Annotated in this window: 16 protein-coding genes and 1 pseudogene; 7 read left to right on the top strand and 10 right to left on the bottom strand. The window is 66.1% G+C overall.

Going from position 1 to position 18050, the window contains the following annotated elements; genetic code table 11:
* Nucleotide 1: 1 nt before the first annotated feature.
* Nucleotides 2–1462, bottom strand: coding sequence for an aminotransferase class I/II-fold pyridoxal phosphate-dependent enzyme (locus tag C1A30_RS26645; RefSeq protein ID WP_101951289.1), 1461 nt, complete (start codon nucleotides 1460–1462; stop codon nucleotides 2–4).
* Nucleotides 1463–1480: 18 nt separating this feature from the next.
* Complete coding sequence (locus C1A30_RS26650) at nucleotides 1481–2659, bottom strand: alcohol dehydrogenase catalytic domain-containing protein (RefSeq protein ID WP_101951290.1); 1179 nt, start codon at nucleotides 2657–2659, stop codon at nucleotides 1481–1483.
* 80 nt (nucleotides 2660–2739) lie between these two features.
* On the opposite strand from C1A30_RS26650, the gene C1A30_RS26655 reads away from it, so the two are divergent.
* Both C1A30_RS26655 and C1A30_RS26660 read left to right on the top strand, forming a co-directional pair.
* Entirely contained in the window at nucleotides 2740–5031 is a 2292-nt protein-coding gene (locus C1A30_RS26655; protein ID WP_101951291.1) for a hypothetical protein, read from the top strand.
* Nucleotides 5028–5780 (top strand): SDR family NAD(P)-dependent oxidoreductase, encoded by a 753-nt coding sequence (locus tag C1A30_RS26660; RefSeq protein ID WP_101951292.1) that lies wholly within the window; start codon nucleotides 5028–5030, stop codon nucleotides 5778–5780. The genes C1A30_RS26655 and C1A30_RS26660 overlap by 4 nt, the downstream gene beginning before the upstream one ends.
* Here the strand turns inward: C1A30_RS26660 and C1A30_RS26665 are convergent.
* From C1A30_RS26665 to C1A30_RS26675, 3 genes are read right to left on the bottom strand one after another with little or no spacing between them, the layout of a single operon-like run.
* Nucleotides 5762–6151: an isocitrate lyase/phosphoenolpyruvate mutase family protein gene (locus C1A30_RS26665; protein WP_101951293.1), complete on the bottom strand. Its 390-nt coding sequence runs from the start codon at nucleotides 6149–6151 to the stop codon at nucleotides 5762–5764. The genes C1A30_RS26660 and C1A30_RS26665 overlap by 19 nt on opposite strands.
* A gap of 43 nt (nucleotides 6152–6194) precedes the next feature.
* On the bottom strand, nucleotides 6195–7025 hold the full coding sequence (locus C1A30_RS26670) for a DUF427 domain-containing protein (RefSeq protein WP_101951294.1): 831 nt from the start codon (nucleotides 7023–7025) through the stop codon (nucleotides 6195–6197).
* Between the two features lie 12 nt (nucleotides 7026–7037).
* Nucleotides 7038–8432, bottom strand: coding sequence for an acyl-CoA dehydrogenase family protein (locus tag C1A30_RS26675; protein WP_101951295.1), 1395 nt, complete (start codon nucleotides 8430–8432; stop codon nucleotides 7038–7040).
* 36 nt (nucleotides 8433–8468) lie between these two features.
* On the opposite strand from C1A30_RS26675, the gene C1A30_RS26680 reads away from it, so the two are divergent.
* On the top strand, nucleotides 8469–8990 hold the full coding sequence (locus C1A30_RS26680) for a hypothetical protein (RefSeq protein WP_101951296.1): 522 nt from the start codon (nucleotides 8469–8471) through the stop codon (nucleotides 8988–8990).
* On the opposite strand, the gene C1A30_RS26685 is transcribed toward C1A30_RS26680, so the two are convergent.
* The 4 genes and pseudogenes from C1A30_RS26685 to C1A30_RS26700 all read right to left on the bottom strand — a co-directional run bounded on the left by C1A30_RS26685 (nucleotide 8930) and on the right by C1A30_RS26700 (nucleotide 13722).
* Nucleotides 8930–9562, bottom strand: coding sequence for an FMN-binding negative transcriptional regulator (locus C1A30_RS26685; RefSeq protein ID WP_101951297.1), 633 nt, complete (start codon nucleotides 9560–9562; stop codon nucleotides 8930–8932). The genes C1A30_RS26680 and C1A30_RS26685 overlap by 61 nt on opposite strands.
* A 6-nt stretch (nucleotides 9563–9568) precedes the next feature.
* Nucleotides 9569–12730, bottom strand: a complete 3162-nt coding sequence (locus C1A30_RS26690; RefSeq protein ID WP_101951298.1) for an adenylate/guanylate cyclase domain-containing protein — start codon at nucleotides 12728–12730, stop codon at nucleotides 9569–9571.
* Nucleotides 12731–12983: 253 nt separating this feature from the next.
* A pseudogene (locus tag C1A30_RS26695) lies at nucleotides 12984–13181 on the bottom strand (PASTA domain-containing protein); the annotation flags it as partial.
* Nucleotides 13182–13410: 229 nt separating this feature from the next.
* A complete protein-coding gene (locus C1A30_RS26700) occupies nucleotides 13411–13722 on the bottom strand; it encodes a hypothetical protein (RefSeq protein WP_101951300.1) in 312 nt (103 codons plus the stop codon).
* 164 nt (nucleotides 13723–13886) lie between these two features.
* Here C1A30_RS26700 and C1A30_RS26705 point away from each other — a divergent pair, with 164 nt between their 5' ends.
* The 4 genes from C1A30_RS26705 to C1A30_RS26720 all read left to right on the top strand — a co-directional run bounded on the left by C1A30_RS26705 (nucleotide 13887) and on the right by C1A30_RS26720 (nucleotide 17748).
* On the top strand, nucleotides 13887–15011 hold the full coding sequence (locus tag C1A30_RS26705) for a site-specific integrase (RefSeq protein ID WP_235010220.1): 1125 nt from the start codon (nucleotides 13887–13889) through the stop codon (nucleotides 15009–15011).
* A gap of 299 nt (nucleotides 15012–15310) precedes the next feature.
* Nucleotides 15311–16987, top strand: a complete 1677-nt coding sequence (locus C1A30_RS36215) for a tyrosine-type recombinase/integrase (protein ID WP_160112801.1) — start codon at nucleotides 15311–15313, stop codon at nucleotides 16985–16987.
* Entirely contained in the window at nucleotides 16977–17390 is a 414-nt protein-coding gene (locus C1A30_RS26715) for a DUF6262 family protein (RefSeq protein ID WP_101951303.1), read from the top strand. Before C1A30_RS36215 ends, C1A30_RS26715 begins: the two co-directional genes overlap by 11 nt.
* 49 nt (nucleotides 17391–17439) lie before the next feature.
* Nucleotides 17440–17748, top strand: coding sequence for a hypothetical protein (locus C1A30_RS26720; protein ID WP_101951304.1), 309 nt, complete (start codon nucleotides 17440–17442; stop codon nucleotides 17746–17748).
* Here the strand turns inward: C1A30_RS26720 and C1A30_RS26725 are convergent.
* The gene (locus C1A30_RS26725; protein WP_101951305.1) at nucleotides 17729–18037 is read right to left on the bottom strand and encodes a DUF222 domain-containing protein; all 309 of its coding nucleotides are present in this window, start codon (nucleotides 18035–18037) and stop codon (nucleotides 17729–17731) included. The genes C1A30_RS26720 and C1A30_RS26725 overlap by 20 nt on opposite strands.
* Between the last annotated feature and the right edge of the window lie 13 nt (nucleotides 18038–18050).

The raw sequence follows: 18050 nt of genomic DNA on the forward strand, positions 1-18050 counted from the left end.
ATCAGGTAGCGACCACTTTGAACGTCTCCAAACTGGTGTCGGCGGCGTCGGGCACGTTCATCCCGGCGTTGAGGCCGGAGCGCAGGTAGTCGATCACCGCGTCGTTGAGCCGCTCGCCGGGCACCACCGCCGGTATGCCCGGGGGATACGGCGTGATCTGCTCGGCGCAGATGCGACCGCCGGCCTTGTCGGCAGGCACCGACTCGACGTGTCCGAAGAACGCGTCACGCGGCAGTTGGACCGCTTCGAGTTGGATCTCTTTCGGCGACGGCAACCGGATCTGCGGCGGTGAGTCGAAGTCGTTGGCGGCCTTCCGCCACCCCCACAGTGCGTCGAGCAACCGCTCGCCGGTGGCCTTATCGTCGGCGAAGGACATGGTCGCAAGCACCCGGCGGTGGTCACTCATGCCGATGTCGACCTGCTTGTGTGCGCGCAGCCAGTCGGCGGCCTGATAGCCCGAGGTGCCGGTGGCCGACACGTCCATCAATATCTGCATCCGGTCCAGGTCGTGGGACGCCTCGTTGCCGAGCAGTTCGTCGTCGAGCACCTCGACGTCGGGGATCAACTCGAGGTCGTCGCGCAGCCCCCGGGCCAATTCCAGTGCGTTGCCGAGCAATTCGCGGCCGCGCTGGACCATCTGCCGTCGCCAGCCGTCCATCGCGGCGTACACCATGACGTTCGGGCTGGTCGTCATCAGCAGATCTGCGCACGCCGACAACCGGTGCTGATCGACCAGGTCACCCTGCAGGTGGAACACCGAACCCTGTTCGAATCCGGCGCCCATCTTGTGCACGCTGACCACACACACGTCGGCGCCCGCGTCCATCGCCCACGTGGGCAGGTCCTCGTGGAACGGCAGATGCGCGCCCCACGCCTCGTCGACGATCAACGGCTTACCGCGTTCGTGGCAGACCCGCGCGATGCCATCCAGGTCCGCGCAGGTGCCGTACGGACTGGGACTGACCACCAACGCGCCCGCCGCGTCGGGGTACCGGTCCCAGGTGTCGCGGTAGTCCTGCGGCGACGGTGGGTGCGAGATGTGCCGGTCGGCGTCCCACTGCGGCGTCACCCACCGCGCCTGCATACCGGAGAAGATCAGCCCGGCCACGACCGACTTGTGGCTGTCCCGCGGCACCAGCAGGCTCGCGTCTCCACCGGAGACGGCCATCATCGCCGCCTTCACTGACAACGAACTGCCACACGTGGAGAAGAAGGCGACGTCGGCGCCGACCGCCTCGGCCATCAGGTCTTCGGCCCGTTTCAGATACTTGTTGCTGGTGCGCCGGTCGTCGAGACCGCCGCTGGCGAGCAGGTCGTCGCGGAACGGATCGTGGCCGAGCACCGCCAGTACCCGGTCGTCGACGCCGCGGCCCTGCCGGTGTCCCGGCGGGGTGTACCCGTATCGATTGCTCGCGCGGTAGTCGACGAGGGCATCGAGGATCGGCGCTTCGGATTGATCCATGATCGTTCGAGTACCCGTTTACGGCGTCAGTACCACCTTGACCATGCCGTCCTCCTTCTTCTGGAAGGTCTCGTACGCCTCCGGCGCCGCCGAGAGCGGAAGCCGGTGGGTGGCGAACTGCTCGACGCCCAGCGGGTCCTCGGCCGTCAGCAACGGCATGATGTCGGGCACCCACTTCTTCACGTTGGCCTGCCCCATGCGCAACTGAATCTGCTTGTCGAACAACCTCATCATGTTGATCGGGTCGGCGGCGCCGCCGTAGACGCCTGACAGCGAGATGGTGCCGCCGCGGCGGACTAGAGCGATCGCCGAATTCAAGGCTGCCAGTCGGTCCACCCCGGCCTGTTTCATCACGACGCGACCCACTGGCGACGGCAGGAAGCCGGCGGCGGTCTGCATCGTCTCGGCGATCGGCGATCCGTGCGCTTCCATCCCGACCGCGTCGATCACCGAGTCCGCGCCGCGGCCGTCGGTGTAGCCCAGCACCATGTCCTCGACATCGTCGCGGCGCAAATCGATGACGTCCGTGCAGTATTCGCGTGCCCGGGCGAGTCGTTCGTCGACCAAGTCGACGCCGATCACCCGGCAGCCTTTGCGGTGCGCCGCGATTCGGCACGCCATCGATCCGATCGGGCCGAGGCCGAGCACCAGCAGCGTGCCGCCGTCGGGCACATCGGCGTATTCGACCGCCTGCCATGCGGTGGGCAGCACGTCGGACAGGTACACGTAGCGCTCGTCGGGGCCGTCATCCGGCACCTTGATGTGGGTGTACTGCGCCTGGGGCACCCGCAGGTATTCGGCCTGGCCGCCCGCCACCTCGCCGTAGAGCTTGGAGTAGCCGAACAGCGCGGCGCCCGTGCCCTGATCGCGGTTCTGCGTCGTCTCGCACTGGCTCTGCAGCCCGTGGTCACACATGAAGCAGTGCCCGCAGGAGATGTTGAACGGAATCACGACACGGTCGCCGACGCTGAGCGTCTCGACTTCCCTGCCGACCTCCTCGACGACGCCCATCGCTTCGTGGCCGAGGATGTCACCCGGTGACATGAACGCGCCGAGCACCTCGTACAGGTGCAGATCCGATCCGCAGATGTTGGTGCTCGTGACGCGGATGATCGCATCGGTCGGCTCCTTGATCGCCGGGTCGGGCACCGTGTCGACGGAGACCTTCCTACGTCCTTGCCACGTGACCGCTCGCATTGGCGTCCTCCTCGTAGATTCGTTGCCTCTACGGGCGTGCCCAGCCAGGCGAATGCCAAACCTCGCGCCAGGATGGGGGCGTGACCGGAGGTGGAACGGTCGTGGAGTTGCGGGTGCACGGGGTGTCCGGTGCACAGCCGGAAGCGCTGCTGGGCACTTCCGCCGACGACATCGAACGCGTGGCAGGCGACGACGACGCCGGCTTTTACCGGCGCAGGCCGGCGCTCGACGCGGCGGCCGACCCGAACCAGTGGCGCCGGGTGATGGAGGCGTACTCCTGGGCGGCGCTGACATCCCGCCGCGCCAGCCGCGCCCTCTGGCTGTTGTTTCTGCCGTTCATCCTCATCGATCTGGCGCATTGGATGCTGCCGCCCGCGCGCAGTAAGCGGGCCGCCGTGCTGGCGGTGACGCTGCTGCGGCTGATCGCGCTGTCGTTCACGTTGACGTTGATGCTCGCCTCCGCGGTGGCGGTGATGGACGTAATGGTTTGGCAATGCGCGAATTTGGATCACTGCGCCGCCGGACCGGTGGCCATCGTGGCGTCGTGGCACCGCGGAGCCCAACTCGTGGCGGCCGCCGTGCCGCTGATGGCGGTGGTTGCGCTGCTGTGGCGGCTGGGTTCGGAGGGCGCCATTGTCGGTGGACGTGAGCCGCCGCCGAGTCCCGCTGTGGTCGAGGGCCAGACACCCCCGTTGGCACGGTCGTCGTTCTGGAACCCCGACGAATCAGTGGTGCGGATGCGGTGCTGCCATGTGACCGCGTGGTCTGCCGGCGTGGCCGCGGTGGCGTTGGCGGCGCCGGTGCGCTACGCCGCGGGCGGGGCTGAGACGGTGAGCGTCGGCCTGCTGGCGGCCAATGCGCTGTTCCTGGCCATCGCGGTGGCGGCCACCGCGTCGAGCAGGGCCACCGCGCGTGGCGGCCGCGGCGTGAACCGGCTTACCAAACCGCTCGTGGTGGCGCGCTGGGCGTCGCTGGGACTGCTTGTGGCGTCGATGATTTGGGTCGCCGCCGCCGACGTGTCGTATCCGCCTGCGCCGACGCACCTGCCGGGTCTGCACGGGGCGATCTACGTTCTGTTCGGCGTTCAGGTCATGCTGCTGGTTGCGTTGTTCGCGTTCACCGCCGTGTCGATGCGGGGCACCCGGTGTGCGCAACGGACCAAAGGGTGGCGGATGACGCTCGGAGGGTTCACCGGTCCGTTCGTCGCACTGATCGGATGGCTCATCGGGGGTGGGTTCAGCGTCGGCATCGGACTGCTGGCAGCGCAGATGTTCGGTCAGGCGGTGTTGTCGACGTCGGCGGCAGTCCGCGAGAACGCTTCCGGGGCCCCGCTGATCGTGCCGCCACCGTATGTGTGGGCGTCGGTGGCGATAGTGGTCACCATCGCGGTGGCCGTCGTGATGGGCGGCTACGTCTATTTCCGCGTCGTACCGCAGCGGACCGCGGGCGAGTTGACCAGCGTGCAGGCCGACTATCCGCGGGTAGCCGACCCCCGCGCCGAGCTCACCGGGATCGCCAGAGCGCGCGCGTTGGCGTCGTTGACAGACATCGGCACGCGGATGGTGGCGGGCATGGCCCTGGTGGCGGTGGCGGCGATCATCGTGATGATGGTGCTGAATCTGCTGGTACCGCAATTTGATTCGGCCCGGTTCTGGCCGGAGGCGATCTTGCGCTTCAGCGTGTTGACCTCCGTGGTGCTGGCGTCGGGCCTGGTCGCTGTGGCGGTGGCGGCATACCGTAATCGGCAACTCAGGCGCGCTGTCGCGGTGCTGTGGGATGTCGTCACCTTCTGGCCACGTGCGAATCATCCGCTGACCCCGCCGTCGTACGGCGCCCGCACGGTGTGGGACATCCGCCTGCGGTTGGCGGCGCTGACGGAAGCGGCCGACCCGACCCGCGTCGTGCTGGTGGCGCACAGTCAGGGCTCGGTGATCGTGGCGGCCGCGCTGTTGCAGGCCGACGAGCCCTACCCGCTGCTGACGTTCGGCTCACCGCTGCGACGGCTGTACGCGCAGAACTTCCCCGCCTACTTCAGTCGGGAAACACTCGAGTTTCTGCGGGCCAGGCAGTTGCCGAATCGGCAGTGGATCAACCTGTGGGCGCTCACCGATCCGATCGGGGCGTGGATATTCGATCACCAGAACACGTCGCTGGCCGCCGCGCAGGCGCAGTATGTCGACGACCGTCTGCTCGACGTGCGCCCAGACGACGGCCGACCGGCGCCGGGAGCGCCGATCTGCGGGCACTCCGGATTCTGGCTGCGCCAGGAGTACACGGAGGCCGTCGAGGCCCTACAGTCCACAGTGATGCCCGCGCACACCATGCCGCCCGACGACCGCGCGACGGCCGCGCCCAGCGAAGAGTCGCTGTGAGGTTCGCCAACCGCACCGCGGTGATCACGGGCGGCGCCGTCGGCTTCGGCCGGGCGTTCGCCAGGGCGTTGGCCGCCGAGGGTGCCAGCGTGGTGATCGCTGACATCGACGCCGAAACCGCAGAACACACTGCGGCTGAACTGAATTCGGCGGGTGGCCGCGCGATCGCGGTCAGCTGCGATGTCGCAGACCCGGCGCAGGTGGATGCCGCCGTCGCGGCGGCCTCCGGACAGTTCGGCGGTATCGACATCGTGATCAACAACGCCGGACTACACCTGATGAAGTACAACCAGCCGTTCACGGCGTTGTCGCGCAAGGAGATCCGCGACCTGTTCGACGTGAACGTGATGGGCGTGATCAATGTGACGCTGGCGTGCCGGGACTCGATGCGTGAACGCGGCGGCGGCGTGGTGCTCAACATTTCGTCGATGGCGGGCTATTTGAGCGCGACCCCGTACGCGGTGTCCAAGCTGACCGTCCGCGGTTTGACCGTCGCGTTCGCGACGGAACTCGCGCAGGACCGCATCCGGGTCAACGCGATCGCCCCCGGGCTGATGAACACCGAGAGCGCGCTGGCCGACCTGCCGACGACGTTGATCGACGAGTTCGTGCACAAGCGGCAGTTGGTGCATCGTCTTGGCACGATGGACGACGTGGTGTCCGCGATGTTGTTCCTCTGCTCCGACGAGGCGTCGTTCATCACCGGCGAGACGGTGAAGGTCAGCGGCGGCTATCCGCTGGGCTTCTGATCGGCGAACCGCACCAGACGTTCCTGCATGACCGGGTATGGGTCGGCGGCGGGCAGGTCGGTTCCCTCGCGCACCGCGACGGCGGCCTGCGCGGCGGCGTGGATCGCGGCGCGGTACGGCATGGAGCCCGTCGACACCCGGCGCACCCCGAGTTCGGCGAGTTGATCGAGCGAAAACCCCGGGATGGCAAGCACATCGACCGGCAACGGAATTGCTGAGGTCAGCTCACGCAGCACGACGGGCTCGGTGGCGCCGGCCACGAAGATGCCGTCGGCGCCCGCTTCGACATACCGGTTGGCCCGGTCCAGTGTCGCGGCCACCGTCGCATCCTGGCTGAGCCAGTACGTGTCGATGCCGGATGGCCGTCCCACGCGTTGGGTAGCGGCAGCTCGCGATGATGCAGATCCTTGAACGTCATTCCTCGCTCCACGGCGTCACCGGGCGGTCCCGGTGCTCGCCGTCGACGATCACGTCGACACGTTCGTCGAAGAAGCAGATCCGGTCACGGACCGGCTCGGCGTCGTGCAACGGGTCGTGGTACGTCCATGCCACGTCACGGGGACCGTCGGGGATCGAGTAGTACGTCGCGCGGCCCTTGTAGGCGCAGAAGGTCGCGGTGTCGCTGCGTTCGAGTCGCACGGCCACATCCTCGCGCGGGAGATAGCACCGCACCGGCAGCAGGGTCTCGAACAGCAGCAGCGGCCGGGTGGAATCCGCGAGCACCCGGCCGTCGAGTTCGACGCGGACGTGACGGCTGCTGCGGAGGACATCGATGCGGCTGAACGGGTCGTGCGGGTGGCTGACGACGTGTTCGTCCTCTTCGCGCCACTCGAACGCACCGAACTCGAGGATCACGTAGTCGGCGAGGTCGGGGTCGTCCGGCCGGAACGCCGCCGCAGGCCCGGTCTCCTCGCCTGCGATCACGTCGAACGCGGTGCCCGCACACGAGTGCGCGTCGAACGGCACGGACGGGTCGAGGATCGGCCGCGAACTGATCGCAGGAAGCCGCACGCCGACGTCTTCATCGGCACCCGATTCGGCGCCGGCCGGCACCAGTTGAGCTGACAGCGCGGCGGTCGGCACGGCGTAGGTCGGGACCACGCGCCTCGGCTCCCACACCAGAAGGGCTTCGCAGGTGTCGACCACCGGTTCACCGCCGATGCAGGCGCGTACCCGCTTCGGGGTGGGTTGGTAGCGGAGGGTGTGAAGATTTCCGGTCAGCAGGTCCATCATCCTGACACCCATCGCGGACCCCTTTCACTTGCGGGGCGGGCGCAATACGTTCATCGCCAACCGCATTATCGGTTCGGGGACGGAATCTTTGGCGGAAAGCGCCGCATCGGCCGCCCTGCTGCGCAGTGGGGTGCCGCGGCCGAACCATTTGTTCAGCGGGCCGCCTGTCGGTTCGAGGCTGACGTGCAGCGGCGGCTTACCTGCCGCGGCGCCGAGCGCATTGGAGATGACGACCCGCTGAATCTCGCTGGTGCCTTCGAAGATGGTGTACAGCTTGGCGTCTCGGTACCACTTCTCGACCGGGTGGTCCTTGATGTAGCCCCAGCCGCCCATCGTCTGGATGGCGCGTTCGGTGGTGCGCACGGCGACTTCGCTGGCCGCCAGTTTGGCCATCGAGCCCTCGCCGCGCTCGAATGGCACTCCCGAGGCGGCCATCCAGGATGCCCGCCAGGTCAGCAGCCGTGCCGCGTCGATCGCGGTGGCCAGGTCGGCGAGCGGGAACGAGACGCCCTGGTTGTCGATGATCGGCGCCCCGAACGCCTCCCGGTGGTTGGCGTACTCGGTGGCGTATTCCAGTGCAGCCCTTGCGATTCCGAGCGCCTGGGCGGCGACCATGGGCCGGGTCTGCTCGAAGGTGCCCATGGTGGCCGAGCCGGAGTTCTTGGCGCCTGCGACCGCCTCGCGCGCCTTGGCGAGCTTGTGTTCCAGCTTCTCCTGACCGCCGAGCAGGTTCTCCGCGGGGACCCGCACACCGTTGAACCGCAACTCGGCGGTGTGCGAGGCGCGGCAGCCGAGCTTGTCGAGTTTGCGCACCAGTTCCAGGCCGGGGGTGCCGCCGGGCACGATGAACAGGGCCTGGCCCCTGTGCCCGAGTTCCTCATCGACCACGGCGTTGACGACGTGCACGTTGGCGATGCCGCCGTTTCCGATCCACATCTTGTGGCCGTCGATGATCCAGTCGGCGTCTTTTCCTGGGCCGGCGCGGCGGGCCCGGGTGCGCAGATTGCGGACGTCGCTGCCGCCCTCGGGTTCGGAGATGGCCAGTGCGGCGAGCTTGAGATCACCTGGCGTGCCGAAACATTCGGGCGCCCACTGCAGCATCTGCTCGGGGGAGGCGGCCTGGCCGATCGCCGAAAGCGCCAAAGCCGGCATCACGATCGCGAGCCCGATGCCCGCGCAGCCCCAGAACAGTTCCTCCATGAACATCGGCAACGACAGCCCGGTCGGATCGCCGATCAGATCGCGGTAGAACAGCGGACTGTAGAAACCCTGGCCGGCTGCTTCCTCGAGCACCGGCCACGGGAACTCCTGGCGCTGGTCGTACTCGAGCGCGACCGGGCGTACGCAGTTTTCGGCGAACTCATGTGTGCGCCGGGCCAGGTCGTGCTGCGCGGCGGTCGGGGTGATGTCGAAGCTCACCAGGTCCGAGTACCCGAAGGCCTACCGTGATAATCGATGAAGCTCTCTGGGCTCGATCTTCGGCAACGCGACGGCGTCACGTGTGGGCCGACCGTCGCGGTGGTGGCCGGCGCCCTGCTTGGGCACGGCGCCGATCTGTCCGATTCGACCTGGTTCGCCGACGAACAAGCCAGGGTGCACGCGGAGGTGAACCGGGTGTGGCCGCGGCGGTTGGGCACCACGCCGTCGGGTATGGCGCGCGCGCTCACTGCGCGGGCATCGGGTGTGCGTTACCGGTGGCGGCCGTTCCGCGGGCGCCGCGATGCGCTGTCCGACGTCCAGCGTGCGGTGGCCGCGGGTCGGCCGGTGGCGATGTTGATCGGCCGCGTCGTCCCGCGGCACTGGGTGCTGATCGTCGCGGCGACCGAGCGACGGTGGCAGTGCTACGAACCGTCGTCGGGGCAGGTGCGCACCGTGGCCGTCGACGCGGTCCGGCGCGCACGGCTGACCGGACTGGGCTATCCCCGGCCGTTCGCGTTCGTGCTGCCGAACGCCTCAACCCGCTCGGCGACTAGCTGATCGGCGGCCGCATCCGACTGTTTCAGCCCGGCGACCACCCCGGCGCGGTTGCGCTCGGGTTGGTTCTGCGACATCTTCGCCTTGCCTTCGACCTTCGAAATCACAAGCTCGACACCGACGATCGCGCGCAACTGTGCGCGGGTGAAGCTCTCCGGCGCATCGGTCACCCGCCACGGTTCGGCGCGGCTTCCTTCATGCCGGTCGGTCAGCCGGGTCACCAGGTTCAGCACCCAGTCCGGATCGTCGTGCGCCACCAGCCTGCCGTGGACAGTGAGCACCTCGTAGTTCCACGTCGGCACCACCTTGCCCGTCTCGGATTTGGTGGCGTAGAAGCTGGGCGAGATGTATGCCTCTGGGCCGGAGAAGATGGCCACCGATTCACCGTCCTCGGCCTGCCAGTGCGGGTTGGCCCGCGACACGTGTCCGATCAGCGAGTGCCCGTCGTAGATCATCGGCAGCGGCGTGACCAGCAGCCCCGACGCGTCGTGCGTGACCAACTGAGCAAAGCCGGCCTGCGCGAGCGCGGCCGCCGTCTCTTGGTCGGAGAGCGCGAACTGGCGAGGGATGTACATGGCGCTTCAGCCTAGAACGGCGCCTGCCCACGCCATGTGTCCTTGGAAGCCGAGCATCGTCGCCCTGGCGCGATAGCGCTCCGTGAAGTCGTGGTAGCTGGTCTCGTCGCCCCGTGCCTGCGCAAGCGACGCCCGCATGCGCAACAGGGGCAGTTCGTTGAGGACGAATTCTGGCTCGGTCGGTGCAGCCGCAAGTTCGTCGATGGTCGCCTGCGCCTCCTGCATGTCGCCGTCGGCGCCGCGGCGCAGCAACGCCTCTGCCAAGACCGTCGCGGCACAACCGCGATAAACCATTTCACCCGACCGTAATTCGTTGCCTATGACGGTTCGCGACAACTCGATCGCACCGTCGAGGTCACCGCTGCGGACCTTCTCGCTGGCAATCAGGATGTCGAAAGTCCATGCCGCGCAGACAGTCAGCCGTTCCTGGCGCACGACATCGCGGACCATCTCGCACAATTCGAAACCGCGTTTGCGCTCGGCCGGATCCCCCAGTGCGACGAGGGCATACCCGCGAGCCATCTGGGCGTTGGCCAGTGTGAAATCGTCGCCGGAGCGCTCGGCCAACTCCAACACCTCGGCGGTGTCGCGCAACATGGTCGCATCGGGCAGCATCACGCCGTTCGGGATGGTGATGGCTTTGAACATGACCGTGAAGACGCGCGAGAAAGGGTCGAATCCGCGAGCCATCTCTATCGCGGTGTCGAAGTCCTCCATCCAGCCTGTGCGCCCGAGGCTGGATGCCGCGGCGCCGCGACATCCGATCGCCATCGCCAACGGCGAACCGACGACCAGGTTGCCTTTGGTGGGATCGCCGTTGGCCAAGTCGATGACACGTTGCGCCAATCGAAAAGCTTCGGCCATTTCGCCTGCCTGCCACTTGGCGATGGTCGCTGCGTGCAGAAGCCCAACTATCAATTCTGAGTCGCCGATCGATTCGAGAAGGTCGACGTATTCCGATGCCAGCCGTGATGCCTCCCGTAGCTCGGCGTGGAAGGTCAGGGTCATCAGCAGTCCGGACATCCCCGTGACGAGGGCTCGTTTGTCGCCCGCGGCGGTGGCGAGTTCGCGAAGCTCATCGAACCCGGTGTCGGCGACGCTGCCGCCGACCCGCCAGGCACTGGCGCACAACAAGGTGCGTGGTGCGATCCGCATCGACATCCGGTCCGGATCGTCTTGCGGCAACTGGTCGGCAACCGCGCGCGCCCGCTGCCAGCTCCCTCGAGCCGCGGCGATGTCGCGGTAGGTCAACCATGCCGCGGCACGCATGTGCCAATGAAAGGCCGCTCGCAGATCCCCTGCGGCTTCCAGATGGGTGGCAATCAGGGCGGCATTCGCGTCGGCCGCTGCGGGGTCGCGCTGTTCGATCACGCTCGCCACCCGCTGATGCAGCTGCGAGCGTGCCGATTTGAGTTGGGACTCATAAGCCACCGCACGGATCAGCGGATGCAGAAATGCGTATTCGCCGTCGGCCGCCGGTACCGGTTCGACGATCTCGGCATTGACCAGGTCATCCAGGTCGGTCGACCCAATGGTTTCGGTGAGCAGGTCGGCGCCGAATCGGGACCCGACCACCGCCGCGACGTTCAGGGTGCGCTTAGGCGCTGCGCCGAGGCGATCGATGCGTGCGGCGATGGTGGCCTGAACGGTGGCGGGCACAGTGACCTCGGCGGAGTCGACACGGCACAGGTATGCGCCTCGGTCACCGGTGAGGACTGCTCGCTCGGCCAGATCGCGCACGATCTCCTCGGCGAAGAACGGATTGCCGCCGGCCCGTTCGACGATTCGTGCAGACAGCTCGGCCACGGACGGGTCTGACCCCAGTAGCTCTTTCACCAAAGCTGACGTTTGTGAGTCATCCAGTGGGACAAGCGGGATGGTCGTGGAGCCGACCAGTGTGCCCCGGTATTCGGGGCGATAGGTGACTAGCACCACCGACTGGCTCGCACGAAGCACGGAGACGAGTTCGGCGACCATCGATTCGCTGACCTCGTCGATCCAGTGCGCGTCCTCGACCACATACAGGCAAGGGGTGGTGCGCGCCTGTGTGGCGGTCGTGAGCAATCGCCCAAGTCGCCGACGCCGGGCATCAGGGTCCATCTGAGGTGGGGCCATTTCGACGTCGCGGATGCCGAGCAGGTCATCGAGCAGTTGCAGGTCCTCCGGCCCCTCCTCCTGCAGTCGGGCCCGCAATCGCTGTCGTGCAGCATCGGCCGGGAGGTTCTCCACGCCGAAGACGCTGCGCAGCAGTCCTGCCATCGGATGGAAGGCGATCTGCTGAGCGTGCGCGTGACAGGTGGTGCAAAACGCTTCGAAACCTCGGCTGGTAGCCATTGCGACGGTCTCGCGGGCTATCCGACTTTTCCCGATACCCGGCGGCCCTACCAGGCCCACCACGCAACCGGTACCGAGGACCGCCTGATCCAAGATCGCCGCCAGCGAGCAGATCTCCCGTTCGCGACCGACGAGCCCCGCTTCGTGTCGACCGACCGGCTCCCGCTGCATCGCTGTGCCCAACAGTCGACGCACGAGCACCGGACGGTCCGACCCCTTGATGGGAACGAACTCCGGTTCAGCCAATGCCATCGAGTCTTGAACCAGCCGGGCTGCGGAAGCGCTCAGGACTACCCCGCCCGGTGGGGCGACCGACTCCATCCGCTGCGCCATCCCGACCTGTTCACCAATGGCGGTGTAACCGAATGAGCCAGACCCCAGGTCGCCGGCGATCACCCGACCCGAATTCAGGCCCATCCGCATCCGCAGCGCGATGCGGTCACGACTCTCGAACCCAATGGCGAGGCGCCCTACTTCCTGCTGGATCTCCAAGGCGGCCAAACAGGCGCGAAAAGCGTGATCTTCCAACGCGATCGGCGCCCCGAAGAACGCCATGATGCCGTCACCCGTGAACTGCGCGACGGTTCCGCCGTACCGCCGCACCACCACGGCGCAGCAGTCAGCAAGTTCAGTCATGATCTCGCGAAGCCGCTCGGCGCCGACAGCAGCGGCGATGTCCATCGAGCGGACGACGTCGGCAAAGAGCACCGTGACCTGCTTGTACTCCGCGGCCGTGCGGCTGACCGAAGTCGGGGCACCGCACTCGTCGCAGAATCTTGCCGTTCCTCGGAGCTCAGTGCCGCATGTGCCGCACGTCAATCCCCCCACCGCCATACGGTCACCGCCGATCCGGAGATTCGATCTCCACGACCAGCTAAGGATAGGGCCGTCATCAGCAGGCAACGCCGCATTTCTGGCGAGTCAACGCAGCCGGAACGTTCGAACGTATGTTCCCAAGGGTCCCCGTCTAACTGTCCGTGACGTAGTCGACGAAGCACTCTTCGGAGCCAAACTCAATGATCGACTTGTTACCTAGGGCGTCCTGTACACAGCATGGTTAGCCGAGCCGTCGATGACCGCTGGTACTTCACGAGCCGAACCGCAGCGTGATCTCACCGTCGTGGTTTACGCGCTCTCCCGCGGAGGGGCTCTGGAAGAGCACGCGATACCGATTCTCAGGTCCTGTGGGCAGGTCGGGACCTTTCACCAGGGAACCGGTCCAGCCCTGTGACCGCAGCGTCGGCTCGGCGTCCGCCCAGTACATCCCGATTAGGTTGGGCATGACGATGTTTGGTGGTACTGGCGTTGTTTGAGTCGGCCGATTATCGGACGAGCACGCTACGAGGGCGAATGCGGTTAGACCCACGCCTACACAAGCGAGCATCCTGCGGGTCACCTGGACACCTCGATCCCGAGTTCCATGCTTCCTCCTCAACGATGTTGCTTCGCGTCACCGAACGAGATGCCGAAAAGTAGCCATCGACGGCAATGTTGCGGCGCGAGCCCACTTTCGTCTATCTCTCGCCAGTGTTGTAGCGGCGGATGACGCGATGCGGTGCCGGCCTCCCACGCGGCCGTACCGTTGTTGCGCGGAAGCTGTAACCGTCTTGGCCCGGGCTTTCCCATTCGAAGTCCACCGTCTCGCCTTCGAAAAGCTCACGGAACCCGCCGGAGATTTCGATGACTTCGCCGGGGCCGCGCTCAACCTCGTCGTCGTTCCATAAATGGGTGAAGTGAGCCCAGCAGCCGCCGGGAGTTTCCGGGGAATCGATTACTCCCCAACCTTCTTCGCGATGCCAAACCCGCACGGTGCCGGCTGCACTCATGCCAACGAATGTAGTGCCTACAAGCGACGTCTATGGTGTATCGAACTGGCCCGACACCCCCATCTACTTTCGAGAGTCACCGGCCCTCCAGCGCGGAGTGACTTCGGTTTGCCGCGCCGAGCCAGATGTCGGTGGGTGTCGCTAGCGTCGCAAGCAGCTCCTAAGTGTCGCGACGATCGGGGATCGGTGTGCTGGTTCAGCAAGTCCTGCCGCCGGATGGCAGTGCGGAGTCATGGACAGTCCTCGGAGAGGATTACGCGATCGTCGAGCCGATCGATGGTTTCCTGGCCCATCTGAGCGCAATCGAGCGATCACCCGGCACGATCCGGTCGTATGCCTTCGACCTGCGGGACTACTTCACTTTCCTCAATACGCATCAAATCGACTGGACCGTAGTGCGTTTGGAGCATCTGGGACGGTTCGTGGCGTGGCTTCGGTTGTCACCAGCTGCCCGCTCCGGAGCTGTGACCGCGCTGCCGACCAATCCGCCACACTGCTTGGCAACGACGATCAACAGGAAACTGTCCGCCGTCGCGTCGTTCTATCAGTTCCACGCCCGACACGGCGTCGACTGCGCGGACCTCCTGACGACGCTGAAGCCTGGCGGGCCCCGAGGATCGTGGCGCCCGTTTCTCGCCCACCTGAGTAGCGGCACCGATCAGCGTCGCAAGACCATCAAGCTCACTCCGGAACGGCGCCTGCCCCGCGCCTTGGCTCCGGAGTCCATCGCGAAGATCTCGGATTCATGCGAACGGTTGCGAGACCGATTCTTCATCGAACTGTTGGCCAGCACCGGGATACGCGTCGGCGAGGCCCTGGGTCTGCGACACGAGGACATCGATGCGGCAGGCACGTTAATTCGGATCCGCAAGCGCCGCAACAGCAATGGCGCCCGGGTGAAAGGAGGACAACGCGAAATACCTGTGCCTCCCGGATTGATCCGGCTTTACACCGACTATCTGGTCGACGAGTACGGCGACCTCGACTGCGACTACGTGTTCGTCAACCTGTGGGGCGGCGAGCATGGTGCTCCATGGCGGTATTGGAACGTCACCGATCTCACCGAACGGCTCGGCCGGCGCAGCGGGGTGACCTTCACCGCGCACACCTTGCGCCACACCTACGCCACCGAGCTGCTGCGCCGGAAAGTCCCCGCAGAGGTGGTCCAAAAGCTGCTCGGGCACGCCTCGGTGACCACAACCATCGGCACCTACGAGCACCTAGGGATCGAGGACATCCGCCGAACACTGCAACACGCTGGCTGGCTCTCCGAAGGCGACGAGAAATGAACCTCTCGCTGGCAGCCGCTCCAGACACAGTGCGCGAAGACCAACTGCACCACCGCCTGCAGGCTCTGATCGCGCCCGTATTGATAGACGACAGAATCGCCGTCGCGCCCGCTGACCCGGTCGGAGGTGGCCCACCTTGTGCTGTCGCAGAATGCCCCCGACCCAGGCGCTACAACGGCTTCTGCGACTGTCACAACAGCCAGTGGCGTGACGCTGGCCGGCCAGATATCAGCAGCTGGACATCGCCACGGCCCAATCCCGGACCAGAGTTAGTCGACCTGGGTCGGTTACCGATTCCGTTGCGGTGGGAGATCGCCTACGGAATCGTTCGCGCCCGCGAGGTCCCCGATCCACCGCAGCTGCGGTTGGGCTCACTGCAAGGCAGTATCAACCAGTTGATCTCGGCTGGGATCGTGTCACTGCTCGACCACAGCGAAGCAGACTGGCCCGCCACTCGGCGCCGCCGCGAATACCGCGAGACCCACCCCAGCGCGAAGCCATCGAGACTGCAACTGGGTTTCCTCACCTTCACCATCGACCAACTCGACGAACTCACCGGACGCGTTGGCCGTGAATACGAATACTCCCGCGACACCTGGCGGCTACGGCGGCTGGGAGTCGCGCCCGCCGAACGAGGATGGACCCTGGACTTCACCGGTATCGACCAGCCGTGGCTTCGCCGGGCAGTCAAGCAGTTCATACGGTGGCGCCACGAGACCGAACACAGCTGCAGCGGTATGCACCGCGACCTGATCTCGCTGACCCGCCTCGCCCGCGCCCTGACCGACACCGCGGGCCCCGACGCGCAGCCCGCAGACTTGACCCGCGCAGCGATCGAACGCCTCCTAGGCGTGCTCGCCGAGGACGGCCTCACCTCGACGGGACGCAACATCGCCTTGAGTTCGGTCAAGAAGTTTCTGGTCACCGCGCGCCAGCACGACTGGATACCCGGGGTGCCCGCACGCACCGCGATCTATTCCGAAGACTTCCCGCAGCGAATCGAGCTTCCGGCCCGCGGACTGTCCGAGTTCGTGATGGCGCAGCTCGAGAACACCGAAAATCTCGCCAAACTTCCAGACGCGCGATGGAAGCTACTGTTCCCGCTGCTGATGGAGACGGGCCTACGACTCAACGACGCACTGCACCTCGGCCAAGACTGCATCGTCGTCGATCAGCACAATGCCCCCTACTTGCGCTACTTCAACCGGAAGATGAAACGTGAAGCGCTAGTACCGATCTCCGACGAAATCGCCGCCGCGATCCGGGCACGCTGCCGGCTGGTCCGCGAGGAATACTCGCCTCGAGCGGTCCTATTTCCCTGGCCCCGAAACAACCCGGACGGAATCCGGCCGACCAGTAAGACAACAGCGCAGCACGCGTTGAAACGCTGGATCACGGAATGCAACGTGGTAGACGAGAACGGCGAGCCGGTGCACATCACCGCCCACCAATTTCGGCACACGCTGGGAACGCGATTGATCAACCGCGACGTTCCACAAGAGGTGGTCCGAAAACTTCTCGACCACACCTCCACGGCAATGACCGCCCACTACGCCCGACTACACGACACCACAGTTCGAGAGCACTGGGCCCGGGCACGCAAAGTCGACATCCACGGAAACGACGTCACACTGGCCGAGGACAGCCCCCTCGCCGACGCCGAGTGGGCCAAACACCACCTCTCCCGCGCGACCATGGCCCTACCCAACGGCTACTGCGGCCTTCCGCTACAACAGAGCTGCCCACATTCCAACGCGTGCTTGACCTGCCCGGTGTTCATCACAACCCCCGAGTTCCTGCCCCAACACCGCGAACAGCTCGAAATGACCCGCCGCATCATCGAACGCGCCGAAAAGCGCGGACAACTGCGCCTGATCGAAATGAACCGCCGCACTGCCGACAACCTGACGAAGATCATCGGCGCACTCGAAGGCGAGACCACAACAGACGGTTCGGGGACACGCGATGCAGGCTGACAACACCGCCCAACTACGCGCCGCCGCACAACGTCGCCACGAACAGACCCGAGAGCGGACGCTCCACGCTCTCAACTCATTGCAGGAGCAGGACACCAAAATCACCGTGTCGAGTCTCGCCCGGGCCGCCGGGGTCGCACGATCCTGGATCTACACCCAACCCGACCTCGTCGACGCCATCAAGGCAACCAACAACGAGCCACCCACAGCGATCCGGCCGGCCCCACCCACCGCATCCAGCGAAGCGTCCTGGCAACAGCGTCTAGAACTCGCGCACGACCGCATCAAAGAACTCACCAACGACAACGCGCAGCTCCGCAAACAACTAGCGGTCGTCCACGGCCAACTCCGCGCCCAACGGACCGCTCCGTCAAAGACAGTGTCCACGACGCGAAATGCCTGATGGGACAAGGGAAGACGCTCCTCAACCCAGGGGAACGTATGATCGAACGGTGGGCGAGCTCCAGTCGATCGGCTACAACGGGCAACCCGTGCAGCCGCCCTTCCGCCGGGTCGACCCGCCGGTCACCGTCCTCGTGGACCTCACGGTGCTGTTTCCCCGCGAACCTCACCGCGCCGGCGGCTACAACCCCGCCGGACTGCAGATGCACTCCGTCGTCGAAGGCCTCCTCACCTGCTGGGCCATCTGCGAGCAGGGCTACTGGTGGGGCCTGGTGACCTACGAGATCGCCTACGGCGCACGCCGGAAATCCGTGACGCACTGGATCCCGGCGTGGGTGCTCAAGCGGAAGACCGGCTAGTCGCCTCGGCGATCCGTCTTCGCGCTTCGCCCGGCGAGATCCGCAACCGCCTGGACAACACCTCCGCCCACGAAGTGGCGCCGAACATGGCGGGATCCCCCTGGGTGATCAACTGCCCGATCAACCGCCGGTCGAGCGCCACCATTTTCTTGTCGATGTCGCCCAGCCGTTTGAGCAGTTCCGTCTTCTCCGGCCGGGTCAGCGCTTCCAGCGGAAGCGCGGCGAGGTCCCGATAGCTCGCTTCGGCGGCGTCGAGCGCCGCGATGATCTTCTGCTTACTCGAACTCATGTTCGAAAGAGTA

The sequence above is a fragment of the Mycobacterium sp. 3519A genome (assembly GCF_900240945.1).
Lineage (GTDB): Bacteria > Actinomycetota > Actinomycetes > Mycobacteriales > Mycobacteriaceae > Mycobacterium.